Here is a 21,330-nt window from a genome sequence, read left to right as displayed (position 1 = left end):
CTTACTGGTCCACGCGGTTGGCGTTGGCGTACTCGACGATCTTGTCGAGCTGGGCCTTGGCGTCCGCTTCACCGTTGACGGCGAGGGCGATCTGCTGGGTCATGTAGGTCGCCATGTCGGAGGTCCACTGGAACGGCAGGGCCTTCGCATCCTTCATCGCGCCGAACACGGTGTCGATCGCCGCGAGCTGCTTCTCGTCGGTGACGGAGGACGCGATGTTCTCGACGACCTCATCCCCGCCGTTCGCCGTGCCGGGAGCGGTGCCGACGGCGAGCGACGAGAAGGCCACCTGGTTCTCCTGGTTCGTCGCGAACTCGGCGAACGCGAGTGCGGCCTCCTTGTTGTCGGAGTCGGCCGAGACGTTGAGACCCTGCACGTAGAGGGGTGCGACCCCGAGGCGAGGGGTCGCCACCGTGTTCTCGAGCAGTGCGGGTGCATCCTTCTGCAGGTCGGTCGTGAAGCCGGTGCCGCCCGTCGTGAAGGCCACCTTCTCCTGGATGTAGGCTTCGGCGTTTCCGCCGTAGTCGCCGGTCAGGGCCTCGGCGGGCATGGCTCCGGCTGCGTAGGCGTCGGCGTACTTCTGGATGATCGCGGCGGCTTCGTCGGTGTTGAAGTCGAACTCGCCGTCGGCGTTGATGACCTCCATGCCCGCCGCCGTGAAGGTGTCGAGCGCGGGGATGGAGGACAGGAGCTGGACCTTGCCGCCGGATTCCGTGGCCACCTCCTCGGCGAGGGTGAGGAGCTCGTCGACCGTGGTCGGGAGGTTCTCCTCCGTGACGCCGTACGGGGCGAGCTGTGCGAGGTTCCACCACGAGGCGTCGCTGGAGAGGTACCAGGGCAGGCCGTAGGTGCCGTCGATGCCCGGGTACGCGCTGTACGCCTCCCACGCGCCGGCGTTGTAGGCGGACTCCAGCTCGGGATCCGCCGTCTGGAGGTCGACGAGCTTGCCCGCAGCGACCAGGGGATACGCGATGTCCGGCGGCAGGTTCAGCACGTCCGGGAGCGTGTCGGCGTTCGCCTGGCTCAGGATCTTCTCCTGGTAGCCGTCTCCCGGCTGGTCGAGCCACTCGACGGTGACGTCCGGGTGCTCCTTCTCGAACGCATCGATCAGATCCTCGAAGTACGGGGTGAACTTCTCGTTCTTGAGCGACCACGTCTGGAACTGGATCGTGCCGCTCAGCTCGCCGGACGTGTCGATGGGGCCCGAGGCGCCGGATGCCCCTCCGCCTCCCGTGCAACTGGTCAGCGCCAGAACGCCGATGCTGAAGGCTGCCAGAGCGACAATGCGTGTGGGAGATTTCATCGTGCTTCTTCCTCGAGGCGGGCGATTCCGCGTGGTGTCCGGTCGATGGACTACAACGCTTTAGCAGATGAAACCATCCGATTCTCCTTCTGTCAAGAAGTGTGTGCGATCGTCGGCGCTCAAGCGTTATAGTGGTGCAGATCCGTCCCCCCTCGGGGCTTGTCCGAAAGGTCCTACATGACGCAGCGCGGCGCCCTCGATGCTCCCCTGAGGTTCGGGGCGAACTACACGCCGTCGAAGAACTGGATGCACTCCTGGCTCGACTTCACCCCGGACGATGTGCGTCGCGACTTCGCGGCTCTCGCGGAGCTCGGGCTCGATCACGTCCGGGTCTTCCCGCTGTGGACCGTGCTGCAGCCGAATCGCACCCTCATCCGCGAGAAGGCGGTCGACGACGTGCGTGCGGTGGTCGACATCGCGGGCGAGTTCGGGATGGATGCGAGCATCGACGTGGTCCAGGGCCATCTGTCGAGCTTCGACTTCGTGCCGTCGTGGCTGTACACGTGGCACAACAAGAACATGTTCACCGATCCCCGAGCGCTCGAGGGTCAGGTCGCGCTCGTCGACAGGCTCGGCCGGGCGCTGCGCGATGCCCCCAACTTCCTCGGGCTCACCCTCGGGAACGAGACGAACCAGTTCTCCGCGCACACCCATCCGTCGCCCTGGCCGGTGACGCCGGACGAGGCGGGCGGCTGGATTTCCGCCCTGCTGTCGGCAGCCGACGCCGCAGCGCCCGGCTTCCCGCACGTCCACAGCGAGTACGACGCCGTCTGGTACATGGACGGCCACGGCTTCACGCCGGCCCACGCGTCACGCTTGGGCGCCATGACCACGATCCACTCCTGGATCTTCAACGGCACCGCCCAGCGCTACGGAGGACGATCGATCGCCTCCGACCGGCACGCCGAGTACCTGATCGAGCTCTCCCGCGCGTTCGCCACCGATCCGGACAGGGTGGTGTGGTTGCAGGAGGTCGGCGCCCCGTCGAACTGCCTGACGGAGGACGAGATGCCGGACTTCCTGGAGGCGACCGTGCGCTCCGCGCTGCGCACCGACAACCTCTGGGGCGTCACGTGGTGGTGCTCGCACGACGTCAGTCGCGACCTGGGTGACTTCCCCGAACTCGAGTACACCCTCGGCCTGATCGATCAGAACGGTGCGGCGAAGCCCCTCGGTCGACGCTTCGCCGAGGTGATCCCCGAGCTGCGGCAGCGTGTCGCGGCACCGGCGCGGGAGACGGCGATCGTGGTGGAGGTCGACGAGCGCGAGGTGCCCGTGAGTCGGGCCGCGCTGAGCCCGGGTGGTCCCGTGTTCCAGGCCTGGGTCGACGCCTGCGCCGCGGGGCTGGACCCGGCCGTGATCACGTCGCGTGACGCGCTCGATCCCGCCGTGCGGGAGGCCCGTGGCATCCGCCGGCTCATCCGCCCCGATCTGCGGGCGGGCGCGGTCGATCCCTACGGGTCGGTCAACACCGTGGTCGACGCCTGACGTTCAGGACGCCTGACGTTCAAGACGCCTGAGGTTCAGGACGCCTGACGTTCAGTCGGTGCGCGTGGGCGGGGCCGTGCTCTCGCGCGCCGTGAGCACGGGAGTCGGGCCTTCGACGCTCGGCAGGTTCGCGCCCGCTTCGATCTGCTGGAGCAGCAGGGTGGCCGCGCGCTCGCCGAGTTCGAAGGTGTCGCGCGTCATCGCCGTGATCGACGGGTTGATGAGCCCCGCGATGACCGAGTCGTCGAAGGAGGCCAGCGAGACGTCGCGGGGAACCCTGCGTCCCATCTCCTGTGCGACGCGGAGACCGGCGACCGCCATCACGTCGTTGTCGTAGACGATCGCGGTGGGTCGCCGCCGTCCGGAGAGCAGCGCCCGCGTGACGGCGGAGGCGCGGGCGGGGGAGAAGTCGGTGGTGATGACCTCGCCCTCCACGCCGTCGGCCGACAGGCGTTCCAAGACCTCGGCCCGCAGCCGGGTGTGTTCGAGCTCCGCCGGTCCTGCCACGTAGGCGATGTGCACGTGCCCGAGTGCGGCGAGATAGGAGTAGAGCGTCTCCGCCACCGTGTCGTCGCCGATCCACACGCTGGGCACCGTCCCGTCGGGAGACGGCTTCGACCCGATCATCACGGCGCGGGCGTCGAGGGCGGCGATGCGGTCGGCCCGGGGATCGTCGTCGCGCGGGTCGATGAAGATGAAACCGTCGACCTGGTTGGACGAGCGCCACTGCCGATGCACCTCCATCTCCTCCGCGATGTCCGCCACCAGACGCAGCTGCAGACTGACCTTGCTCTCGGAGAGACGCGATTCGATACCGGCGATGAGGTCGGTGAAGAAGGCCTCCGATCCGAGGGAGCGCGCGGGGCGCGCGAGTGCGAAGCCGACGGTGTTCGCCCGCGCGCCGACGAGGGCGCGTGCCGCTGAACTCGGCTGCCAGCCGTTCTCCTCGACGACGGCGAGGATCCGTTGCCGGGTCTCCTCGCTCACTCCGGGGCGCCCGTTCAAGGCGAAGGAGACGGCGCCGGGGGAGACCCCGGCCATGCGCGCGATGTCGGCGATCGTGACGCGCTTCGCCGGACTCATAGTCCCTCACCCTACTTGATCGGTTTAGCCCCGTGGAAGGCGGATCGGGTGTGTTCTAGACTCTTCACTAGATCGTTTTAGTAAATCGGATAGCATTCATCACACGGGTTCGCGGCGACGTCCCGCGAATCTGCCCTCACCGTCGAGTCGGAGATCCCCTATGCATGACGACACCTCGCTCACCGTCGGCCGCGTCAAGCGTGTGCTGGAGGAGCGCATCCGCCCGTCGATCCACTCGGCGTCGGTGCCGCTGCAGGTCGAGATCCACGAACTGCCCGGGGAGCCGATCGCACCGGCGGAAGGGCTCGCCCTCGACTACACCGCCGGCTCCGTGGGCGCCCCGTGGGGACCGGCCTGGGGAACCACGTGGTTCAAGCTCACCGGGCGGGTGCCGTCCGAGTGGGCCGGCCGCAAGGTCGAGGCGCTGATCGACCTCGGGTTCGACGTGAACATGACGGGCTTCCAGTGCGAGGCCCTCGCCTACCGACCGGGCGGCACGGGGTCCGACCAGATCCCGGTGAAGAGCATCAACCCGCGGAACCAGTGGGTCCCGATCGTCGAGATGGCAGCGGGCGACGAGCCGGTCGAGCTGTACCTCGAGGCGGCTTCCAACCCGGTGCTCCTGGACTACCACCCCTTCCTCCCGACGCAGGAGGGCGACATCCTCACATCCTCGAAGGAACCGCTCTACCGCGCCCGGCGGATGGATCTGGCGGTGTTCGAGCAGGGAGTGTTCGACCTGGCGCTCGACCTCGAGGTGCTCTTCGAGCTGCAGGCGGAGCTGCCGGCGACCTCGCCCCGTCGCATGCGCATCCTGCAGGCCATGGACGATGCGCTCGACGTCCTCGACCTGCAGCACATCGTCGCCACGGCCTCCGATGCCCGCGCCCGCCTGGCCGAAGTGCTGGCCGCACCCGCCGAGGCGAGTGCGCACCGGATCTCGGCCGTCGGTCACGCGCACATCGATTCGGCGTGGCTGTGGCCTGTGCGCGAGACGATTCGCAAGGTCGCACGCACCACTTCGTCGATGACGGCTCTGCTGGAGGAGCAGTCCGAGTTCCGGTACGGCATGTCCAGCGCACAGCAGTACGCCTGGATCAAGGAGCACCGCCCCGAGGTGTGGGAGCGGGTCAAGGCCGCGGTCGCCGAAGGGCGCTTCCTGCCCCTGGGCGGCATGTGGGTCGAGTCCGACACCGTGATGCCGACGGGGGAGTCGCTCGTGCGGCAGTTCTCGCAGGGGCAGCGGTTCTTCGAGCGCGAGTTCGGCATCCGGTCCAAGGGCGTGTGGCTCCCGGACAGCTTCGGGTACTCGCCCGCCCTGCCGCAGTTGATGCGCCGCGCCGGGTTCGAGTGGTTCTTCACGCAGAAGATCTCGTGGAACCAGCAGAACGTCTTCCCGCACCACTCCTTCCTCTGGGAGGGCATCGACGGGTCGCAGGTGTTCACGCACTTCCCGTCAATGGACACCTACAACTCGCAGTTGAGCGGCATGGAGGTCGCGAAGGCCGCCCGGCAGTTCAAGGAGAACCGGGTCAGCTCGCGCTCGATCGCCCCGGTCGGCTGGGGTGACGGCGGTGGCGGTACGACCCGCGAGATGACGGGCAAGGCCGAACGCCTCCGCGACCTCGAGGGCAGCGCGCAGGTGGTGTGGGAGCATCCGGACGACTTCTTCGACGCCGCGAGGGCCGAGCTGCCGCATCCGGCGGTGTGGGTGGGGGAACTGTACCTCGAGCTGCACCGCGGAACGCTCACCAGCCAGCACGCCACCAAGGCACTGCACCGCTGGGCCGAGCACACGCTGATCGAGGCGGAGCTGTGGGCGGCGACGGATACGGTGCGCACCGGTGCCGCCTACCCGCAGGCCGAGTTCGACCGCCTGTGGCAGACCGTTCTCCTGCACGAGTTCCATGACATCCTCCCGGGGACCTCGATCGCCTGGGTGCACCGCGAGGCCGTCGCCGTGCTGACGGACGTGCTCTCGGATGCGCAGGACATCGCGGGTGCCGCCCGACGCTCGCTCGCGGGCGAGGGCGATCGCGAACTGCGGTTCGAGCCGACCTCGGTCGGGCGCGCGGGGGGACAGGGGCACGCTCTCGGCGCGGCGTTCCTTCCCGAGGCGACCTCCGCTGCCGTCTCGCTCTCGCAGGAGGACGACGGCTGGCGGCTGGAGAACGAGCTCGTCTCGGTGCGCGTGTCCGCCGACGGTCTGATCGTCTCCGCCGTCGACAAGGCATCGGGGCGCGAGGCGGTCGCTGCGGGAAAGGCCGCGAACCTGTTCCAGCTCCACCAGGACTTCCCGAACATGTGGGACGCCTGGGACATCGATCGCTATTACCGCAACAGCGTCGACGACCTCACCGCCGTCACGTCGATCGAGGCGACCATGGTCGGCACCGTGGCGAAGATCGTGGTCGTGCGCCCGTTCTCGGAGTCGACCATCACGCAGACGATCCTTCTCGCACCCGGCTCGCGGACCGTGCTGCTGCGCAACGAGATCGATTGGCACGAGACCGAGAAGCTGCTCAAGCTCGCCTTCCCGCTCGACATCCAGGCGGCGCACACCGAGGCCGAGACGCAGTTCGGCTACCAGTCGCGGGTGACGCACACGAACACCAGCTGGGAGGCGGCGAAGTTCGAGACGTCGATGCACCGGTTCGTCCTGGTGCGCGAGCAGGACTTCGGCGTCGCACTCGTGAACGACTCGATCTACGGCTACGACACATCCCGCGAGGTGTCGGATGATGCGGTGACGACCACGGTGAGGCTCTCGCTGCTGCGTGCCCCGCGGTTCCCCGACCCCGACACCGACCACGGCCACCACGAGATCGAGGTCGGTTTCGTGATCGGGGCGGACGCCGAGATCGCGACGGCCGAGGGCATCCGGATCAACGCGCTCCCCACCGTCGTGCGGGGTGCGCGCGAGGTCGAACCCCTGGTGTCGGTCCGGGGTGAGGGGATCGTCGTGTCGGCGGTCAAGCTCGCCGACGACGGATCGGGCGACGTGATCGTGCGCGTGTACGAGGCGCTCGGGCGACGCACGGCCGGCGAGTTGACGGTCGGGTTCGAGCACCACGGGGTGCGCGAGGTGAGTCTGATCGAGGATGACATCGAGGACGCGCGTACCGGTGGCGACCTGAGACTGCGTCCGTTCGAGGTGCGCACGCTCCGCATCGCCCGCTGAGTGGATATCCGCGGCGTGCGGGATCGAAAACGCGCCGGGAAACCGGTGCGGAGGAGCGGTTTCGATCCCGCATGCGGCGCGGGGACGTGCACGACACGCCCGGCGGTCGAGCCTGATTTGCCCGATCCCCGGGATCCGCGTAACTTATTACCTGTTCGCCCCAAACGGTTGAGCGGAGGTCCTCGGACCGGCTCCCGTCAAGCAGCTAACACCTCCCGAATCCCAGACACTCACTGAGTGAACAGGATGAAGGTGCTGACTCGTTCCCTCACTCAGGCCGAAGAAAATCGGACTTGACAACGGAGATGAGATCGGTAAGATAGAGAAGTTGCCCTGCGGGCCTGGTTGTGATGACTGGGTCGTGGGAGCATCCGATCCTTGAGAACTCAACAGCGTGCACTTGTCAAATGCCAAATTATCCTCGTCTAGCTTCGGCTGGGTGAGAATTCCTTTGGATCAAAGACCAGCCCTTCCGGGGGCTGGCAATGGATGAAGTCAGCAATGAATTTGTCTCTTTGGTCAGCATCAAACTCGCTGCGTTCATCGTTTTCCCGGTGTTCGTATGCATTTCTTTTTTACGGAGAGTTTGATCCTGGCTCAGGATGAACGCTGGCGGCGTGCTTAACACATGCAAGTCGAACGGTGAACACGGAGCTTGCTCTGTGGGATCAGTGGCGAACGGGTGAGTAACACGTGAGCAACCTGCCCCTGACTCTGGGATAAGCGCTGGAAACGGCGTCTAATACTGGATATGTGACGTGATCGCATGGTCTGCGTCTGGAAAGAATTTCGGTTGGGGATGGGCTCGCGGCCTATCAGCTTGTTGGTGAGGTAATGGCTCACCAAGGCGTCGACGGGTAGCCGGCCTGAGAGGGTGACCGGCCACACTGGGACTGAGACACGGCCCAGACTCCTACGGGAGGCAGCAGTGGGGAATATTGCACAATGGGCGCAAGCCTGATGCAGCAACGCCGCGTGAGGGACGACGGCCTTCGGGTTGTAAACCTCTTTTAGCAGGGAAGAAGCGAAAGTGACGGTACCTGCAGAAAAAGCGCCGGCTAACTACGTGCCAGCAGCCGCGGTAATACGTAGGGCGCAAGCGTTATCCGGAATTATTGGGCGTAAAGAGCTCGTAGGCGGTTTGTCGCGTCTGCTGTGAAATCCGGAGGCTCAACCTCCGGCCTGCAGTGGGTACGGGCAGACTAGAGTGCGGTAGGGGAGATTGGAATTCCTGGTGTAGCGGTGGAATGCGCAGATATCAGGAGGAACACCGATGGCGAAGGCAGATCTCTGGGCCGTAACTGACGCTGAGGAGCGAAAGGGTGGGGAGCAAACAGGCTTAGATACCCTGGTAGTCCACCCCGTAAACGTTGGGAACTAGTTGTGGGGTCCATTCCACGGATTCCGTGACGCAGCTAACGCATTAAGTTCCCCGCCTGGGGAGTACGGCCGCAAGGCTAAAACTCAAAGGAATTGACGGGGACCCGCACAAGCGGCGGAGCATGCGGATTAATTCGATGCAACGCGAAGAACCTTACCAAGGCTTGACATATACGAGAACGGGCCAGAAATGGTCAACTCTTTGGACACTCGTAAACAGGTGGTGCATGGTTGTCGTCAGCTCGTGTCGTGAGATGTTGGGTTAAGTCCCGCAACGAGCGCAACCCTCGTTCTATGTTGCCAGCACGTAATGGTGGGAACTCATGGGATACTGCCGGGGTCAACTCGGAGGAAGGTGGGGATGACGTCAAATCATCATGCCCCTTATGTCTTGGGCTTCACGCATGCTACAATGGCCGGTACAAAGGGCTGCAATACCGTGAGGTGGAGCGAATCCCAAAAAGCCGGTCCCAGTTCGGATTGAGGTCTGCAACTCGACCTCATGAAGTCGGAGTCGCTAGTAATCGCAGATCAGCAACGCTGCGGTGAATACGTTCCCGGGTCTTGTACACACCGCCCGTCAAGTCATGAAAGTCGGTAACACCTGAAGCCGGTGGCCTAACCCTTGTGGAGGGAGCCGTCGAAGGTGGGATCGGTAATTAGGACTAAGTCGTAACAAGGTAGCCGTACCGGAAGGTGCGGCTGGATCACCTCCTTTCTAAGGAGCATCTGACGCTTCGGCGTCCAGAACCCAGTTCGGGAACGTTCGTTTCTCGCTGGGAGCTCATGGGTGGAACATTTGACATGGCATCGAGATCTGATCTTGGAATGAGTACGCCGCTTGCGGTTGGAAGGTTCTGGGTGAGGGGGTCGGTGCCTGCACGCTGTTGGGTCCTGAGGGACCGGATGCGCTTTGACCTTCGGGTTGGAAGCATTTGGTTACTCTGGGCCTTTCGTTGTTTCCCCGGTGGGGAAGCGGTGAGGGGTACCGCCCGTACTTTGAGAACTACACAGTGGACGCGAGCATCTTGCAGCAGCCTTCGGGTTGTTGCACAAGATGATCTTAAAGATCATTAGTCAATTTCTGATTCCATTTTCGGATGGGGTCGAGTTTTTGATTCAAACTCATGTGATTTCAAGTCTTTAAGAGCAAACGGTGGATGCCTTGGCATCTGGAGCCGAAGAAGGACGTAGCAATCTGCGATAAGCCTCGGGGAACTGATAAGCAAGTTTTGATCCGAGGGTGTCCGAATGGGGAAACCCCGCTGGGCGGCGTGCCGACCTAGTGACTCCCGCCTGAATATATAGGGCGGGTAGAGGGAACGTGGGGAAGTGAAACATCTCAGTACCCACAGGAAGAGAAAGCAACCGCGATTCCGTTAGTAGTGGCGAGCGAAACCGGATCAGGCTAAACCTAGCGTGTGTGATAGCCGGCAGGCGTTGCACGTTGGGGGTTGTGGGACTTTTCAGTCATCTCTGCCGAGGTGGCGGCGTTACAAGAAGGTATAGACGAACGGTCTTGAAAGGCCGGTCATAGAGGGTGCCAACCCCGTAGTCGAAATGCTTCTCTTGGCGCGAAGAGTATCCCAAGTAGCACGGGGCCCGTGAAATCCCGTGTGAATCTGTCAGGACCACCTGATAAGCCTAAATACTCCCAGATGACCGATAGCGGACAAGTACCGTGAGGGAAAGGTGAAAAGTACCCCGGGAGGGGAGTGAAATAGTACCTGAAACCGTTTGCTTACAAACCGTTGGAGCCTCCTTAGTAGGGGTGACAGCGTGCCTTTTGAAGAATGAGCCTGCGAGTTAGCGATATGTGGCGAGGTTAACCCGTGTGGGGTAGCCGTAGCGAAAGCGAGTCTGAATAGGGCGATTCAGTCGCATGTCCTAGACCCGAAGCGAAGTGATCTATCCATGGCCAGGTTGAAGCACGTGTAAGAGCGTGTGGAGGACCGAACCCACTTAGGTTGAAAACTGAGGGGATGAGCTGTGGATAGGGGTGAAAGGCCAATCAAACTTCGTGATAGCTGGTTCTCTCCGAAATGCATTTAGGTGCAGCGTTGCGTGTTTCTTGCCGGAGGTAGAGCTACTGGATGGCCGATGGGCCCTACAAGGTTACTGACGTCAGCCAAACTCCGAATGCCGGTAAGTGAGAGCGCAGCAGTGAGACTGTGGGGGATAAGCTTCATAGTCGAGAGGGAAACAACCCAGACCACCAACTAAGGTCCCAAAGCGCGTGCTAAGTGGGAAAGGATGTGGAGTTGCTGTGACAACCAGGAGGTTGGCTTAGAAGCAGCCACCCTTGAAAGAGTGCGTAATAGCTCACTGGTCAAGTGATTCCGCGCCGACAATGTAACGGGGCTCAAGCACGCCACCGAAGTTGTGGCATTGACATTATTGGTAGGCCTTCGTGGTCCAGCCGTGTTGATGGGTAGGAGAGCGTCGTGTGGCCAGCGAAGCGGCGGTGTAAACCAGCCGTGGAGGCTACACGAGTGAGAATGCAGGCATGAGTAGCGAATGACGTGTGAGAAACACGTCCTCCGAAAGACCAAGGGTTCCAGGGTCAAGCTAATCTTCCCTGGGTAAGTCGGGACCTAAGGCGAGGCCGACAGGCGTAGTCGATGGACAACGGGTTGATATTCCCGTACCGGCGAAGAACCGCCCAAGCTAATCCAGTAGTGCTAAGTATCTGAATCCCAGTGACTGATCCCTTCGGGGTGACGCTCTGGGCCTAGCGTACGACCCCATTCTGGTGCGGTTAGCGTATTAACAGGTGTGACGCAGGAAGGTAGCCCAAGCCAGGTGATGGTTGTCCTGGTGCAAGTGCGTAGGCCGAGTCGTAGGCAAATCCGCGATTCATTGAGGCTGAGACACGATGCGGATAAAAAGTGGGTGATCCTATGCTGCCGAGAAAAGCATCGACGCGAGGTTCTAGCTGCCCGTACCCCAAACCGACTCAGGTGGTCAGGTAGAGAATACCAAGGAGATCGAGAGAATCGTGGTTAAGGAACTCGGCAAAATGCCCCCGTAACTTCGGGAGAAGGGGGGCCTTCGGCGTATAGGGATTTACTCCCGAAAGCGTTTGGAGGCCGCAGAGACTAGTGGGTAGCGACTGTTTACTAAAAACACAGGTCCGTGCCAAGTCGCAAGACGATGTATACGGACTGACGCCTGCCCGGTGCTGGAAGGTTAAGAGGACCGGTTAGCCGTAAGGCGAAGCTGAGAATTTAAGCCCCAGTAAACGGCGGTGGTAACTATAACCATCCTAAGGTAGCGAAATTCCTTGTCGGGTAAGTTCCGACCTGCACGAATGGCGTAACGACTTCCCAACTGTCTCAACCGCGAACTCGGCGAAATTGCATTACGAGTAAAGATGCTCGTTACGCGCAGCAGGACGGAAAGACCCCGTGACCTTTACTACAGCTTGGTATTGGTGTTCGGTGTGGCTTGTGTAGGATAGGTGGGAGACTTTGAAGCATGGACGCTAGTTCGTGTGGAGTCATTGTTGAAATACCACTCTGGTCACTCTGGATATCTAACTTCGAACCGTAATCCGGTTCAGGGACAGTGCCTGGTGGGTAGTTTAACTGGGGCGGTTGCCTCCCAAAAAGTAACGGAGGCGCCCAAAGGTTCCCTCAACCTGGTTGGCAATCAGGTGTCGAGTGTAAGTGCACAAGGGAGCTTGACTGTGAGACTGACAGGTCGAGCAGGGACGAAAGTCGGGACTAGTGATCCGGCAGTGGCTTGTGGAAGCGCTGTCGCTCAACGGATAAAAGGTACCTCGGGGGATAACAGGCTGATCTTGCCCAAGAGTCCATATCGACGGCATGGTTTGGCACCTCGATGTCGGCTCGTCGCATCCTGGGGCTGGAGTAGGTCCCAAGGGTTGGGCTGTTCGCCCATTAAAGCGGTACGCGAGCTGGGTTTAGAACGTCGTGAGACAGTTCGGTCCCTATCCGCTGCGCGCGTAGGAAATTTGAGAGGATCTGACCCTAGTACGAGAGGACCGGGTTGGACGAACCTCTGGTGTGTCAGTTGTTCCGCCAGGAGCACCGCTGATTAGCTACGTTCGGGATGGATAACCGCTGAAAGCATCTAAGCGGGAAGCCGGCCTCAAGATGAGATTTCCATACCTTCGGGTGAGAGGCTCCCAGCCAGACTACTGGGTTGATAGGCCAGATGTGGAAGTGCAGTAATGCATGCAGCTGACTGGTACTAATAAGCCGATGACTTGATAACACACCGTTTGTTGGTGCTACGCGTCCACTGAGTGGTTCTCGATGTACGGTCGAGAACCGCATAACAACAATGACTTTGTTATGTGTTTGATTGAAACATCAATAGTGTTTCGGCGGCCATAGCGTGAGGGAAACGCCCGGTTACATTCCGAACCCGGAAGCTAAGCCTCACAGCGCCGATGGTACTGCAGGGGGGGACCCTGTGGGAGAGTAGGACACCGCCGGACTCCTTTTAAACAAAATGGCCACCCAACGCTGGGTGGCCATTTTGCGTTAAGTCTCACCGTCTCAGCCGAGACTCCAGCAGGGCTGCGGTCTCCTGCACAGCCCTGGCCAGAAGAGCTTCGTCCAACTCTTCGATGCCCCAGGTCACGGCGACGGCTGCGACCGGCCATCCCGAGGCATCGAGGACGGCTGCGCCGACGCTGCGCAGGCCCACCGCGACCTCACCGTCCTCGGTCGCGTATCCCCGCGCTCGAACCTCGCGCAACAGCTCTCGCAGCTCGCGTGGTGTCTGCGGCCCCTGGCCCGTGCGAACCGGGAACGCAGACGTATCGGGGTAGAGCGCGCGCACCTGTTCGCGGGGCAGCGCAGCCAGCATGGCCCGGCCCGACGCGGTGAGGTGAGCCGGAAGGCGGACTCCGACGTCGGTCACCAGTGCGGGGCGGCGTGGCGCACGCTCCTCGACGATGTACAGCACGTCCCCACCACTCATCACTGCCAGGTGGGCGCTCTCGCCCAGGCGGTCGGACAGCGCCGCGACCAGGGGAGCGCCTCGCCGAGCGAGCGGCTGCTGTCGGGTGTACCCGCCGGCGAGCTCGAACGCCGATGTGCCGAGGCCCCAGCGGCGCTCCTCCTGCAGGTGGAGCACGAAGCCGTGAGCCGCCAGCGTGGACAGCAGGTGGTACACGGTCGAGCGGGGGAGCTCGAGCTCCCGTGCGATCGCCGACGCCGCCACCGGGGCGGGGCGTCCGGCGAGATAGCTCAGGATGCGCAGCGTGTGGTCGGCGGCGGGGACTTTCGCGGCCTCTGGCTTGTCTGGGATCACAGACACAGCATGGCACGAACGGGTGCCCCGCAGGCCCCACGGGGTGTGGAATCGAGTCATGACCGAACTCGCCCCCGTGATTGTCGGAGCGGCACCGCTGTCGCCTGCCGACGTCGTCGCCGTCGCCCGCCACGACGCTCCTGTGTCGATATTCCAGGATGCACTCACTCGGGTCGCCGAGACCCGTCGAGTGATCGACGGTCTCGCTGCCGATCCGAATCCCCACTACGGCGTCTCCACAGGCTTCGGTGCCCTCGCGACCACCTTCATCGCGCCGGATCGTCGTTTCCAGTTGCAGGCGAGTCTGATCCGGTCGCACGCCGCGGGCACCGGCGCCGAGGTCGAGCGCGAGGTCGTACGCGGGCTTCAGCTCCTGCGTCTGCAGGCCCTCGCTTCGGGGCGCACGGGCGTCCGGCCGATCGTCGTCGAGACCTACGCGGCGCTGTTGAACTCCGGTATCACGCCGGTCGTTCGCGAGTACGGCTCGCTCGGCTGCTCGGGCGATCTCGCCCCCTTGGCCCACATCGCCCTCGCCGCGATGGGAGAGGGGGAGGTGCGTGATGCTTCCGGGGAGCTGGTACCGGCCTCCGCTGCCCTCGCACGCGCCGGGATCGAGCCCCTGACCCTCGTCGAGAAGGAAGGGCTCGCCCTCATCAACGGCACGGACGGCATGCTCGGCATGCTGGTGCTGGCCCTGCACGATCTCGAGACGCTCCTCGTCACCGCCGATGTCGCCGCGGCGATGTCGGTGGAGTCCCAGTTGGGGACCGACGCGGTGTTCGCTGCCGACCTGATGGCCCTGCGACCGCAGATGGGGCAGGCGGAGTCGGCCGGCAACCTGCGCCGGTTCCTCGCGGACTCGCCGATGGTCGCCAGCCACAAGGGACCGGATGACGGGCGTGTCCAGGACGCGTACTCGCTGCGGTGCTCGCCCCAGGTGCACGGCACGGCGCGCGACACGATGGCACACGCCGCGATGATCGCCGACCGCGAGCTCGCCAGCGTGATCGACAATCCCGTGATCACCGTCGACGGACGCATCGAGTCCAACGGGAACTTCCACGGTGCTCCGGTCGCGGCCGTCCTCGACTTCCTCGCGATCTCGGTCGCCGATGTCGCTTCCGTCTCCGAGAGGCGCACGGACCGCGCCCTGGACCCCGCCCGCAATCACGGTCTGCCCCCCTTCCTCGCGGACGAGGTCGGTGTCGACTCCGGCCTGATGATCGCGCAGTATGCGGCTGCCGGTATCGTCTCCGAGCTCAAGCGCCTGGCCGTGCCGGCGTCGGTGGACTCGATCCCGTCCTCCGCCATGCAGGAGGATCACGTCTCGATGGGATGGGCCGCCGCCCGCAAGCTGCGGCGCGCGATCGACGGCCTCGGCCGGGTGCTCGCCATCGAGATCCTCACCGGCGCGCGTGCTCTCGACCTGCGGGCGCCATTGGAAGCCGGACCCGTGACCGGCGCCGTGCGCGATCTCGTCCGCACCGTCGCAGCGGGTCCCGGACCCGACCGCTTCCTCTCCCCGGAGATGGAGGCCGTCACCGCCCTCGTCCAATCGGGCGCCGTCGCCCGCATCGCAAAGGAGCACATCCATGGTTGAGCCCACCGCTACTGGGTCCACCGCACCTGAGCCCACCGCTACTGGGTCCCGCGTCGTCCGCGCCGCCCGGGGCAACCAGCGCACGGCGAAGAGCTGGGGTGCCGAGGCCGCCAAGCGCATGCTGATGAACAACCTCGATCCCGAGGTCGCCGAGCACCCCGAAGACCTCGTCGTCTACGGCGGCACGGGAAAGGCGGCACGCAGCTGGGAGGCGTACGACGCGATCGTGCGCACCCTCGACGAGCTCGAACCGGACGAGACGCTGCTGGTGCAGTCGGGCAAGCCGGTGGGTGTCTTCCGCACCCACGAGTGGGCGCCGCGCGTGCTGATCGCCAACTCCAACCTGGTGGGGGACTGGGCCACCTGGCCGGAGTTCCGCAAGCTCGAGGAACTCGGGCTCATCATGTACGGACAGATGACGGCCGGATCGTGGATCTACATCGGCACGCAGGGCATCCTGCAGGGGACATACGAGACGTTCGCCGCCGTGGCCCGTTCCCTCGGTCGTGACTCTCTGCGTGGCACGCTCACCCTCACGGGCGGCGCGGGCGGGATGGGCGGCGCTCAGCCGCTCGCCGTGACCCTGAACGACGGCGCGGTGCTGATCGTCGACGTGGACGAGTCGCGTCTCGCCCGGCGCGTGGAGCACGGCTACCTCGACGAGTACACGACCGACCTCGATGCGGCCGTCGCCCGAGTGGTCGCGGCCAAGGAGTCGGGCGAAGCCCTCTCGGTCGGAGTGGTCGGCAACGCGGCCGAGGTGTTCCCCGAGCTGCGGCGTCGGGGCGTTCCGATCGACATCGTGACCGATCAGACCAGCGCCCACGATCCGCTCGCCTACCTCCCGGTCGGCATCACCGTGGCGGACTGGAAGTTCGAGGCGGAACGCGACCCCGAAGAGTTCACGCGCCGTTCGCGTGCGTCGATGGCCGCGCACGTCGAGGCGATGGTCGCATTCCAGGATGCCGGTGCAGCCGTGTTCGACTACGGCAACTCGATCCGTGCCGAGGCTCAGCTCGGAGGCTTCGATCGGGCGTTCGAGTTCCCCGGGTTCGTGCCGGCATACATCCGCCCGCAGTTCGAGGAAGGACGCGGACCGTTCCGCTGGGCGGCCCTCTCCGGCGATCCCGAGGACATCTACAAGACCGACCGTGCGATCGCCGAGCTCTTCCCCGACGATGCCGCCCTTCACCGCTGGCTGGAGAAGGCCGGCGAGAAGGTCCACTTCGAGGGGCTGCCCGCACGCATCTGCTGGCTCGGCTACAAGGAGCGTCACCTCGCCGGACTCAGGTTCAACGAGATGGTCGCCTCGGGTGAGCTGTCGGCGCCGATTGTGATCGGTCGCGACCACCTCGACTCCGGGTCGGTGGCATCGCCGTACCGGGAGACCGAGGCGATGAAGGACGGCTCGGACGCGATCGCGGACTGGCCTCTGCTGAACGCGCTGCTCAACACGGCCTCCGGCGCCTCGTGGGTGTCGCTGCATCACGGGGGCGGCGTCGGCATCGGCCGCTCGATCCACGCCGGTCAGGTCATCGTCGCCGACGGCACTGCGCTCGCCGCGGAGAAGCTGGAGCGCGTGCTGACGAACGACCCCGGCACCGGGGTGATGCGTCACGTCGATGCGGGCTACGAGCACGCCCGCGAGATCGCGCATGAGCGTGGCCTGAACATACCGATGCTCTGAGAGGGTCAGGACATGGCAACGCTCCTCACGAACATCGCGGAACTGACCACCAACGTCGCCCTGCACGGCGACGGGTCCGGTGACCGTACCGGAACCCTGACCGATGCGGCCGTGCTGATCGAGGGCGAACGGATCGCCTGGGTGGGCGCCGCTGCGGATGCGCCCGTGGCCGAGGAGGTGATCGATGCCGGTGGGCGCGCCGTGATCCCCGGGTTCGTCGACAGTCACAGCCACCTGGTCTTCGGCGGCGACCGCGCGGCCGAGTTCGAGGCCCGCATGGCAGGGCAGAAGTACGCCGCCGGTGGTATCCGCTCGACCGTGGCCGCCACCCGCGCCGCGACCGAGGACGAGCTGCGTACACGTCTGCGCGGCTTCCTCGACGAGATGCTCGCACAGGGCACGACGACCGTCGAGATCAAGAGCGGCTACGGGTTGAGCGTCGTCGACGAGGAGCGCCTGGTGCGCCTGGCCGCCGAGGTGACGCCCGAGGTGACGTTCCTCGGCGCGCACGTGGTCCCCGCCGAGTATGCCGACCGGTCGGACGAGTACGTCGATCTGGTCACCGGGCCCATGCTCGACGCCTGTGCTCCGCACGCGAAGTGGATCGACGTGTTCTGCGAGACCGGAGCCTTCACGGTGGCGCAGTCACGTCGGGTGCTGGAGGCCGGCATCGCGCGCGGACTCGCCCCCCGGGTGCACGCGAGCCAGCTCGGCCCGGGCGACGGCGTTCGCCTGGCGGTCGAGCTCGGCGCGGCGTCGATCGACCACGGCACCTATCTGACGGATGCCGATGTCGGAGCGCTCGCCGGCTCCGGCACCGTGCTCACCCTGCTGCCGGGCGTCGAGTTCTCGACGCGGCAGCCGTATCCGGACGCGCGGCGCCTGATCGACGCGGGCGTGACCGTGGCGCTGGCGTGCGACACGAACCCGGGGTCGAGCTTCACCTCATCGATGCCGTTCTGCATCGCCGTGGCCGTCCGGGACATGGGGATGACCCCGGGGGAAGCCGTGTGGGCGGCGACGGCCGGCGGAGCGAAGGCACTCCGCCGGGACGACGTCGGGGTGATCGCCCCCGGTGCCAGGGCCGATCTCGTGCTGTTGGACGCACCGACCAGGATCCACCTCGCGTACCGGCCGGGGGTCCCGCTCGTGCGGCAGGTGTGGAAGGACGGCGTCCGGGTGGGGTGACGCCGTCACTCCGCGATGGCCTCGACCAGCGTGGCCAGCCGCATCTCGCCGTCCCCGGCGACCGTGAGGAGACGCACTCCGGTGTCCTGCGCGAGATCGTCCGCGAGGTCGAACAGAGCCTGGTCCATCGCCTCGCGCAGTGCGGGGTCTTCGTCCGCGGGGATGCGGATCGACCGGCGTGCATCGAGCGGGACGAGCACGACCAGATCGACGCGAGCGAGAGAGTCCTCGGCGATCGCGATCGCACGTTCCACGAGTGCGCCGTCGCTCCGCCCGAGCCGTTCGAGGGCGATGAGGTAGGCGGCGAAGTCCAGCGGTCCCCGCTCGGCGATCACGTCCTGCTGACCCGCCGTTGCGTGCAGGCGTCCGGCCGCTATCCGCAGCTGGCCGGCGAAGCTCGCCTCCCCGGACGGGTCGACCGCCTCCTCCTCGAGGTCGTCGAACGGGTCCCCGAGCGAGAGATACTCCGGATGCGCGGCGAGGAAGTCCGCGATCAGAGTGCTCTTGCCACTCGCGTGCGTACCGGAGACGACGATCCTCATCGGCGGGACGCGAGGCCGGCCAGCAGCTCGAGCACGCACAGCGCCGCCAGACGGACGGTGCGGGCGTCCTCCGCGTCCGTGGTCGCATCGACCTCGGCGAGGTCGGCGCTGACGACGCGCCCATCCGCGGCGACGGCACGCGTGAGGGCACGCAGCTCCCACGCGTGGAGCCCACCGGGGACGCTCGCTGGGCAGCCGGGCGCGACCGACCGGTCGCAGACGTCGACGTCGATGTCGAGGTGCACACGCGGGGCCGCCCCCGCACCGGCGAGCTCGAGCGCCTCGGCGACGACGTCGTCGATGCCGCGACGGCGCACCTCGTCGAGCGTGACGACGCGGATGCCCCAGTCGGCCGCGCGCCGCGCATAGGCGGCGGAGTTCGCGAAGTCGGCGATGCCGATCTGGACGATCCTGGTCGGGTCGATCCGGGTGGTCGTCAGTGCGGACGCGGTCGGGACGTCTTCCACGAGGCGTCGTACCGGTGTGCCGTTGGAGACGCCGTCGCGCAGGTCGAAGTGCGCGTCGAACGTGATGAGGCCCGTGGCTTCGGCGCCGAGCGCGACCGGATACGTGAGCGAGTTGTCACCGCCGAGTGCGATCACGAGCTTGGTCGCCCCGGCGAGTGCACGCACGCGGGAGATGACCCTCGCCTCGCCGTCCGCGCCGTCCGGATCGCTCACATCGCCGGCATCCGCGATGCGCAGAACCTCGTCGAGTTCGAGCACCGGCGGACCCATCAGCGTCGTCCCGTAGCGGGGAAGCGCTTCGCGGATGGCGGCCGGCGTCGCGTGGGCTCCGGTCGGCGAGAGTGACGTGCGCCAGGTCGGCACCCCGAGCAGCACGGCATCCGCCGCAGCCGTGAAAGCGGGCCAGGAGCCGGCGCGGGGCCAGAGCGGGTCGTGACTCAACGGTCGGGAAGTGGGCGTCATGGTCAGACTCCGGGGATCAGGGCGTGGGCGAGGGAGAAGATGGCGAGACCCGCGAGGGCGCCGACGAAGGTGCCGTTCAGGCGGATGTACTGCAGGTCGCGGCCGACCATGAGCTCGATCTTCTCGGTGGTCTCGGCGGGATCCCAGCGTTCGACGGTGTCGGTGATGATCGAGGCGATGTCGTGCCGGTAGCGGTCGACGAGGAACACAGCGGCGTCCGACACCCAGGTGTCGACGCGGTGCTGCAGGGCGATGTCGGTGGTCAGGCGCTCGCCGACTTCCTGCAGCGCCTGCACGGCACGGCGACTCAGCCCGCTGTCGGGGTCGGCGAGAGCGGTCAGCAGGCCGTTCTTCGCGGTGTTCCACGCTTCAGCCGCCAGAGCGCCGACCCGCGGGCTGTCGAAGAGCGAGGCCTTGGCGTTCTCGAGTTTGGCGCGCGTGGCCGGATCGTTCTGCAGGTTGTCCGCCAGGCGGGTCAGGTAGCCGTCGACCGCGATGCGCGCGGGGTGATGCGGATCGGCCTGCACCGCATGCACGAACTTGACCGCCTCGTGGTAGACCGTGTCGTCGACGAAGCGATGGGCCAGCTTCGGCACCCAGCCGGGGAGACGCCGAGAGACGAGACCGGTGAACGATGCGGCGTTCGCGTCGAGCCACCGCGCGATGCTGTCGGCGGCGAGGTCGACCGCGCCGTGGTGGGCCCCCGCATCGACGATCTTCTCGAGCCAGGCACCGGCCGGCGGCCCCCACTCCGGAGCCACCAGGTGCTCGCGGGCGAGGTCGGTGATGAGGTCGCGCACGTCGTCGTCGCTCAGTGCGCCCAGGACGGCGGTCGCGATCGTGGCTCCTTCGGCACCCACCCGCTCGGCATGCGGAGGCTCGCGCAGCCACTCTCCGGCGCGCAGCGCGATGTGCGTGCTGGAGAGCTTGGTGCGCACGACGTCTCCGGCCAGGAAGTTGGTCTCGACGAACTCTCCGAGCGTGCGGCCGATCTCGTCCTTGCGGTTGGGGATGATCGCGGTGTGGGGGATCGGCAGCCCGAGCGGACGGCGGAACAGCGCGGTGACGGCGAACCAGTCCGCGAGCGCACCGACCATCCCTCCCTCGGCGGCGGCGCGGACGTAGCCGAGCCAGCCGACCCGCTGCTGGAAGGCGAACGCGATCACGAACACGACGGCCATGAACAGCAGCGCTCCGAGGGCGACCGCCTTCATGCGCCGGAGCGCGCGGAGGCGCTCCTGGTCGGAGGGCGAGAGCTGCGTCATCGGTGTTCGCGGCATGACGTCATCCTTTCACGGTGGGCGCGGGCAGGAGGTCTCGCTTCGCAGCGGGCGGAGTACCCTCAAGGGGTGATCGAAGACATCAAGAAGCGTGCTCTGCACCGCACCAGCATCCTCGAGGGGCAGATGCGCGGTGTCGCGCGGATGATCGAGAACGAGGAGTACTGCATGGACATCATCACGCAGTCCCGGGCGATCCAGCGCTCCCTCGAATCGCTGAACCGGCTGCTGCTCGAGAACCACCTGCGCACGCACGTCACCCACATGTTCGATGAGGGTGGCGAGGAGCGCGACAAGGCCGTCCTCGAACTGCTCAAGGCCTTCGACTTCGACCGCAAGTAGGAGATCACCCCGAGGCGCTAATCGGTCGCAGGTTTCGAGAA

At 65.4% G+C, this 21,330-nt stretch carries 12 protein-coding genes and 3 rRNA genes; 9 read left to right on the top strand and 6 right to left on the bottom strand.

Annotation, left to right across the window (positions count from 1 at the left end):
* Position 1: 1 nt before the first annotated feature.
* Positions 2-1,303: an ABC transporter substrate-binding protein gene (locus tag FGL91_RS03270; RefSeq protein ID WP_153243065.1), complete on the bottom strand. Its 1,302-nt coding sequence runs from the start codon at positions 1,301-1,303 to the stop codon at positions 2-4.
* Positions 1,304-1,480: 177 nt separating this feature from the next.
* Between FGL91_RS03270 and FGL91_RS03265 the strand changes: the two genes are divergently transcribed.
* Positions 1,481-2,791: a glycoside hydrolase 5 family protein gene (locus FGL91_RS03265; protein ID WP_153243064.1), complete on the top strand. Its 1,311-nt coding sequence runs from the start codon at positions 1,481-1,483 to the stop codon at positions 2,789-2,791.
* A 51-nt stretch (positions 2,792-2,842) separates the two neighbouring features.
* Here FGL91_RS03265 and FGL91_RS03260 read toward each other — a convergent pair whose 3' ends face one another.
* Entirely contained in the window at positions 2,843-3,874 is a 1,032-nt protein-coding gene (locus tag FGL91_RS03260; RefSeq protein WP_131493592.1) for a LacI family DNA-binding transcriptional regulator, read from the bottom strand.
* A 160-nt stretch (positions 3,875-4,034) separates the two neighbouring features.
* Here FGL91_RS03260 and FGL91_RS03255 point away from each other — a divergent pair, with 160 nt between their 5' ends.
* The 4 genes from FGL91_RS03255 (at position 4,035) to rrf (ending at position 12,900) form a co-directional block, all read left to right on the top strand.
* Entirely contained in the window at positions 4,035-7,055 is a 3,021-nt protein-coding gene (locus FGL91_RS03255) for an alpha-mannosidase (RefSeq protein WP_153243063.1), read from the top strand.
* Positions 7,056-7,629: 574 nt separating this feature from the next.
* Positions 7,630-9,153: ribosomal RNA gene (locus FGL91_RS03250) — 16S ribosomal RNA — on the top strand.
* A 415-nt stretch (positions 9,154-9,568) separates the two neighbouring features.
* Positions 9,569-12,674 (top strand): 23S ribosomal RNA (locus FGL91_RS03245).
* 108 nt (positions 12,675-12,782) lie between these two features.
* Positions 12,783-12,900: ribosomal RNA gene (gene rrf / locus FGL91_RS03240) — 5S ribosomal RNA — on the top strand.
* Together the 16S, 23S and 5S rRNA genes form the textbook arrangement of a ribosomal RNA operon.
* A 53-nt stretch (positions 12,901-12,953) precedes the next feature.
* On the opposite strand, the gene FGL91_RS03235 is transcribed toward rrf, so the two are convergent.
* Positions 12,954-13,727, bottom strand: a complete 774-nt coding sequence (locus FGL91_RS03235) for an IclR family transcriptional regulator (protein WP_407665293.1) — start codon at positions 13,725-13,727, stop codon at positions 12,954-12,956.
* 52 nt (positions 13,728-13,779) lie between these two features.
* On the opposite strand from FGL91_RS03235, the gene hutH reads away from it, so the two are divergent.
* Genes hutH through hutI form a run of 3 tightly spaced genes read left to right on the top strand, consistent with a single transcriptional unit; the run spans position 13,780 to position 18,196 of the window.
* On the top strand, positions 13,780-15,321 hold the full coding sequence (hutH, locus tag FGL91_RS03230) for a histidine ammonia-lyase (protein WP_153243061.1): 1,542 nt from the start codon (positions 13,780-13,782) through the stop codon (positions 15,319-15,321).
* Positions 15,314-17,008 (top strand): urocanate hydratase, encoded by a 1,695-nt coding sequence (hutU, locus tag FGL91_RS03225; RefSeq protein ID WP_153243060.1) that lies wholly within the window; start codon positions 15,314-15,316, stop codon positions 17,006-17,008. The genes hutH and hutU overlap by 8 nt, the downstream gene beginning before the upstream one ends.
* Before the next feature lie 12 nt (positions 17,009-17,020).
* Positions 17,021-18,196, top strand: coding sequence for an imidazolonepropionase (gene hutI / locus FGL91_RS03220; protein WP_153243059.1), 1,176 nt, complete (start codon positions 17,021-17,023; stop codon positions 18,194-18,196).
* A 5-nt stretch (positions 18,197-18,201) separates the two neighbouring features.
* Here the strand turns inward: hutI and FGL91_RS03215 are convergent, their stop codons facing one another.
* From FGL91_RS03215 to FGL91_RS03205, 3 genes are read right to left on the bottom strand one after another with little or no spacing between them, the layout of a single operon-like run.
* Complete coding sequence (locus FGL91_RS03215; protein ID WP_153243058.1) at positions 18,202-18,738, bottom strand: AAA family ATPase; 537 nt, start codon at positions 18,736-18,738, stop codon at positions 18,202-18,204.
* Positions 18,735-19,667 carry an arginase family protein gene (locus FGL91_RS03210; RefSeq protein WP_153243057.1) on the bottom strand — a complete coding sequence of 311 codons (933 nt, stop codon included), beginning with the start codon at positions 19,665-19,667 and terminating at the stop codon, positions 18,735-18,737. The genes FGL91_RS03215 and FGL91_RS03210 overlap by 4 nt, the downstream gene beginning before the upstream one ends.
* 2 nt (positions 19,668-19,669) lie before the next feature.
* The gene (locus tag FGL91_RS03205) at positions 19,670-20,947 is read right to left on the bottom strand and encodes a DUF445 domain-containing protein (RefSeq protein WP_153243056.1); all 1,278 of its coding nucleotides are present in this window, start codon (positions 20,945-20,947) and stop codon (positions 19,670-19,672) included.
* Positions 20,948-21,016: 69 nt separating this feature from the next.
* Here FGL91_RS03205 and FGL91_RS03200 point away from each other — a divergent pair, with 69 nt between their 5' ends.
* Positions 21,017-21,289: a metal-sensitive transcriptional regulator gene (locus FGL91_RS03200; protein ID WP_017202671.1), complete on the top strand. Its 273-nt coding sequence runs from the start codon at positions 21,017-21,019 to the stop codon at positions 21,287-21,289.
* Positions 21,290-21,330 lie beyond the last annotated feature (41 nt).

The sequence above is a fragment of the Microbacterium sp. CBA3102 genome, from assembly GCF_007954505.1.
GTDB classification, from domain to species: domain Bacteria; phylum Actinomycetota; class Actinomycetes; order Actinomycetales; family Microbacteriaceae; genus Microbacterium; species Microbacterium aurugineum.
The sequence above is the reverse complement of the archived record's forward strand: the minus strand, read 5'-3'. Positions and strand labels throughout refer to the sequence as shown.

Bases quoted from the DNA above. Each gene is read 5' to 3' on its own strand.
- FGL91_RS03270 (WP_153243065.1), bottom strand. From the start codon at position 1,303: ATGAAATCTCCCACACGCATTGTCGCTCTGGCAGCCTTCAGCATCGGC.
- FGL91_RS03265 (WP_153243064.1), top strand. From the start codon at position 1,481: ATGACGCAGCGCGGCGCCCTCGATGCTCCCCTGAGGTTCGGGGCGAAC.
- FGL91_RS03260 (WP_131493592.1), bottom strand. From the start codon at position 3,874: ATGAGTCCGGCGAAGCGCGTCACGATCGCCGACATCGCGCGCATGGCC.
- FGL91_RS03255 (WP_153243063.1), top strand. From the start codon at position 4,035: ATGCATGACGACACCTCGCTCACCGTCGGCCGCGTCAAGCGTGTGCTG.
- hutH (WP_153243061.1), top strand. From the start codon at position 13,780: ATGACCGAACTCGCCCCCGTGATTGTCGGAGCGGCACCGCTGTCGCCT.
- hutU (WP_153243060.1), top strand. From the start codon at position 15,314: ATGGTTGAGCCCACCGCTACTGGGTCCACCGCACCTGAGCCCACCGCT.
- hutI (WP_153243059.1), top strand. From the start codon at position 17,021: ATGGCAACGCTCCTCACGAACATCGCGGAACTGACCACCAACGTCGCC.
- FGL91_RS03215 (WP_153243058.1), bottom strand. From the start codon at position 18,738: ATGAGGATCGTCGTCTCCGGTACGCACGCGAGTGGCAAGAGCACTCTG.
- FGL91_RS03210 (WP_153243057.1), bottom strand. From the start codon at position 19,667: ATGACGCCCACTTCCCGACCGTTGAGTCACGACCCGCTCTGGCCCCGC.
- FGL91_RS03205 (WP_153243056.1), bottom strand. From the start codon at position 20,947: ATGCCGCGAACACCGATGACGCAGCTCTCGCCCTCCGACCAGGAGCGC.